General features: G+C 53.2%; 3 protein-coding genes. 2 read left to right on the top strand and 1 reads right to left on the bottom strand.

Annotation, left to right across the window (positions count from 1 at the left end):
• A partial coding sequence (locus JRI89_16915) for an ATPase (GenBank protein MBW2072912.1) occupies positions 1-576 on the bottom strand: 576 nt, incomplete at its 3' end.
• 497 nt (positions 577-1,073) lie between these two features.
• Here JRI89_16915 and JRI89_16910 point away from each other — a divergent pair.
• Together JRI89_16910 and JRI89_16905 are read left to right on the top strand one after the other, a co-directional pair.
• The gene (locus JRI89_16910; protein ID MBW2072911.1) at positions 1,074-1,787 is read left to right on the top strand and encodes a PilZ domain-containing protein; all 714 of its coding nucleotides are present in this window, start codon (positions 1,074-1,076) and stop codon (positions 1,785-1,787) included.
• A 330-nt stretch (positions 1,788-2,117) separates the two neighbouring features.
• Positions 2,118-4,493, top strand: a complete 2,376-nt coding sequence (locus JRI89_16905) for a multicopper oxidase domain-containing protein (protein ID MBW2072910.1) — start codon at positions 2,118-2,120, stop codon at positions 4,491-4,493.
• Positions 4,494-4,837 lie beyond the last annotated feature (344 nt).

Here is a 4,837-nt window from a genome sequence, read left to right as displayed (position 1 = left end):
CCGCAGCATTTGCCGCAGCACGTCCTGATCCTCGTTCGTCCGAAGATGGCGGTACAGGGAAGCTCGATCCAGACGGCCAAAAACCAGGGAAGAGGCAACTACCTCCGGAATATCCCGAAGAAGCATCTCTCTTGCTTCTCTGGCAAGTATGGATCTGCCTGCAGCTGGCAGACCAATCCTGAAACGAACCTCCACATAGTGTTCGTCCACCAGGCAGGAGCTGCGCGGCAGAATCTCCTGTCCAGGTACCTCTATCCGGATGAGTCCGCTTTTGCCGCTGCCCCGCTGCTGCCTGGGGACAACTCGTCCGATGGCCCGGGAAAATTGCCTGGTGAGGTAGTCCCTGAGAGCCACATTTCTGCTCATGCCAAGGTAGGTGTCCGGCGGGAATCCTGCCACCCCTTGCTGAAGTCGAACTCGCACCCGGCTCGGCTCTGCAAAGGGATCCCCCTGTACATGGTCGATATGCAGAGTGAAGGTGTCGAATGCATACGCTCCCTGAATATCTTTGTATGACTTGTATCCTTTACGGTCGATTCGAGAAAGTATCCGCTCGAGATCCTGTTTGGTCCTCATGGTCTAGTCATTCGGCATTGGGTTGCAGAGGTGTTTTTCAGAATGAGCAACTCGCCCACAGTTGAAGCACATGAAGTGAGGGTCCTGAACCAGCTTTCTAATCTCCTCAAACTTGCCGCTGCCTGCCAGTACACAAAGGTGCCCGGAATGATCTCCTCGGCAAATTTTCTCCTTCTCCGCCATTGTCTTTACCTCCAGTGGTACTCTGTTACAATTTGCAACCTGGAAACCAGCTTGAACACCGGCGAATACCTGTGCTGCGGCAAAATGGGCTATTCTGCGAACTGTGCCGCTGAAGCCATCTGCTGTTTCGTCAGGTTATAGCCCTTCCAGGCAGTCAGCGTCAACTCAGAGATGGGGAATCTGGGCGCAAGCTAGGCCATGTGCGTGTTACTTCGGCATCTAATTTGCAAATTACAATTGCGACGGCCGCATGGAAGAACGCACAGAGGATCGAAAAGATAACCGTGTCTGTTGGAGAGCTGGGGCAAAACCATATGGGTCTTCGTCAGGGAGTCACCGTGCTCAACTGGCCGGCGACCATCCTGACAGCAGAGTCCACTATCGTTGCCACCACAAGGAATGTGAGTGAAGATGGGGCCTACATCATATATGAGACGCCCTGCGAATCCAGCCACCCCATTGACCTCCACACTCGGGTCGGCCTCATTATCAGGCCGCCAAACCGGCTGCCCCTGCTGTTGCGTGCCGAGGTAACATGGTCCGACGTTCTGAGCTCTGACGAGAAAAATATTCTGGTTGGAGTGGGGCTGCAGTTCCTCGAAGTTCATCACGAAAATCGCCAGTTTCTGCAAAAGCTGAGTGCCAGGTATTGCCGGGTGGAACGACCTCACAAGAGTTCTGTCTCGAGACTGGAAAGGCGTGTGCATGCCAGAGTACAAATCAACTGGCCTGTGAAGATTATAACTCCCCATGGGACCGTTGAAGGAAGGATCAAGAATATCAGCAAAGGCGGGGCCCTTATCAACTGCCACGAGCTGCCTGTAACGGAAGACTCTTTCAAACTCGGCATTGAGATAGCCGAACGTGGGCTTGCTGTGGCGGCAGAGGTGAGAAAAGTCAGACTGACGATTGACGAGAGTGATTTTACTGCTGCCTCATATGAACTGGCAGTTCGCTTTGTCAATATCACCCCAGAGCAGCGTAAGATTCTTCAGGGCATCATAAGGTACCGGAATCAGCTTGCCTGAGGAAAAGTACGGACTGAAAGCCTCTAGATCCTCTTGTGAAGAAATTTGCTGAACCCCCTTTTGACGCCACTGTAATAACAGCAAGGAGCATCTTTCCAGATGTACTCTGGCAAGGTCTTGCACCTGGTGAGGAACAGGGAAACTCTGCCCCAGCCTGAAATCCCCGGGTTGTTTTGTAGACAGTCAGCCGCTGCCCTGAAGATAGCACGATCTACTTGCCAGGCTGATACAGCAATCTTCCTCTGATGAATCTTTACAAATTGTCCTCTGAGATATACAGTCTGGGGCATGTTTTTGAGCTCTCTGTTCCAAAAGAAGGAGTTTTTTTGGATGCTCAGCTCCAGAAACACCGCAATTATAATCCTGGCTGCCCTTGTTCTTTTTTGCCAGCTCCCGGCTCGAGCGGCAACTGTCGAATATGAACTTACCATAGCCCGGCAACAGATGAACATTACCGGCAGGCCTGTGCCGGCTATGACAATAAACGGCAGCATTCCCGGACCCACCCTGAGGTTCAAAGAGGGGGACTTCGCCCGCATCATCGTCCATAACGAGATGAACGTGGAGACCTCCATCCACTGGCATGGTCTGCTCGTGCCCCCCGACATGGATGGCGTTCCCTACGTCAGTTTCCCGCCCATCAGTCCCCACACGACATTTACCTATGAATTTCCCATCCGCCAGAGCGGCACCTACTGGTATCACTCTCATACGGACCTCCAGGAACAGAGCGGGGTTTACGGTTCTATTGTCATTGAGCCGCGCCAGCATCACTTGAACTTTGACAGCGAGCATGTAGTGCTGCTATCGGATTGGACCGACGAGAACCCGCACGAGGTGAATCGGACACTCAAGCGCGGCAGTGAGTGGTATGCAGTCGAAAAAGGCAGCGCCCAGAGTATTATCGGCGCTGTCCGCCTCGGCATGCTCGGCGACTACTTCAAACGAGAACTCCTGCGAATGCCGCCCATGGACATGGCGGATGTAGCTTATGACCGCTTTTTGGTCAACGGCAGTCCCCAATCCACGCTCCCTGCAGGCCCATATGAGACTGTGCTGCTGCGCATCATCAATGGCTCTGCCACTACCTATTTTTTCGTGGAATTTGCTGGCGGCCCGATGACCATCGTCGCTGCCGACGGTCTGGACGTTGAGCCGGTCAAAGAAAATCGTTTTCTCATTTGCGTCGCTGAGACCTACGATGTACTCGTCCAGGTGCCTGCCTCGGGTGCTTACGAATTCCGTGCCACGGCCCACGACGGCTCTGGCTACGCTTCCATATGGATCGGTTCCGGCAAGCACCATGCGGCTGCTGATGTACCCAGGCCTAACCTCTATCACACTATGGGCGATCTCAGTTTGAGAAAAATTTTCTCCCTCACACCTTCTGCAGCTATGGGTATGTCCGATGCCGATGTCCAGGCTGGCAAGTTCGACTTGCCCGGCATGATGGGTGGGGGGCAGTTGAATATGGGCAACATGCCCGGCATGCAAAGCATGGACCATGGCGCAGAACCGGCAAGAATGACAATGGAAGGGATGGAACAGCCTTCCAGGGTAGAAACGACGGGCACCTCAGGCGCTGCAATGGAACTCACAGAAGGAATGCAGCAGAGCAGCCGCTCCATGCCTCTGTCCGATCAGAATGCCAGGATCGGCAAGAAATTCGGCAGCGATTTTAGCCTGCTCGCTGCTGACGTCTCTTCATCCAGAAATCTTGCAGTCGATGGCATGGATCCGAGCCGCCCATGGCCACCTTATGCCAAACTCCGCTCTAAAGAGCCTACCGCCTTTTCTAAAGGCAAAACCGTTCGGGAAATCCGCCTCACTCTCGAGGGAGACATGGAGCGCTACGTCTGGTTTATCAACAACAGGGCGCTATCGGAAAGCGACTCGATCCGCATTCGCAAAGGTGAAGTGGCCCGCTTCATTCTTATCAACCGAACCATGATGCACCACCCCATGCATCTGCACGGTCACTTCTTCCGAGTCATAAACGGTCAGGGCGCCTACGCTCCGCTCAAACACACCGTCAACGTCGCTCCCATGTCCACAACTGTCATAGAATTCAACGCCAACGAATTCGGCGACTGGTTCTTTCACTGTCACCTTCTCTACCATATGAAAAGCGGCATGGCCCGGGTCGTCCATTACGAGGATTTTGTATTGGATCCCCAGCTTGCCGCAGTAAGGCCCAAGCTCTATAAAGATTCATGGTATTTCTGGGGGCAAGCCGACGCCCTGAGCAATATGACGGAGGGCTTCTTGATGCTTGCCAACACGCGCAACATCCTGACTGCGGAGTGGGAAGTAGGCTGGCAAGATGTGAGCCCCAGCGAATGGGAAGGAATCTTTACCTATGACCGTTACTTCAATCGCTTTTTCACCATCCTGGCCGGGGCAGACATGCTTGGCTCTGGCAACGACATCGATAATACCCGGCCCGTAATAGGGCTCAGGTACCTGCTGCCCCTCAATGTGGAGTCTCGCTTCTGGGTTGATGCAGAGGGGGGTGCCCGGCTCAACCTGGGCAAATCTCTTGATCTTACTCCTCGACTCTCACTTTACGGAGAAGCACAGTATGACAGCCACGATAAGTGGGAGGGTAGAACAAGGCTGGCCTACCTGCTGCGCAAAAATATCTCGATTATTGGTCAATGGCACTCCGAATACGGTATTGGCGCCGGTGTGCAGATTCGCTTCTGAGACATTGGGGCAGGCGGCAAAATTGCCCGGCAGGCAGGTTTTTTCTTGCTGCGTCATATAATTGTTGCAACTTCCCAATCCAGCAACGCACATCTCCTCTGAAATCAGGCCGTGGCGTGCGCTTTCACCCAGGGTATATATCAGGCTATCCTTGAAGCATTCATTTCAGAATATCAGATAGTTGGCCAGTTCAGACCAGCAGCCCGCATCAGCAAGTCAGAAAGAAGAATTTTATAATTTTATGGATGTGCCCATCTATCCCCATTACGATCTTATCGCATTATACGGTTGTAGAACTCCCACGGAACTATCCCCGAGGGGACTTGTTTCCCATTATCCATAAC

This window comes from Deltaproteobacteria bacterium, from assembly GCA_019309045.1.
GTDB lineage: Bacteria > Desulfobacterota > Syntrophobacteria > BM002 > BM002 > JAFDGZ01.
The sequence above is the reverse complement of the archived record's forward strand: the minus strand, read 5'-3'. Positions and strand labels throughout refer to the sequence as shown.

What these genes read in the sequence shown, in the direction of transcription:
- JRI89_16910 (MBW2072911.1), top strand. Translation starts at nt 1,074, where the DNA reads ATGGGTCTTCGTCAGGGAGTCACCGTGCTCAACTGGCCGGCGACCATC.
- JRI89_16905 (MBW2072910.1), top strand. Translation starts at nt 2,118, where the DNA reads ATGCTCAGCTCCAGAAACACCGCAATTATAATCCTGGCTGCCCTTGTT.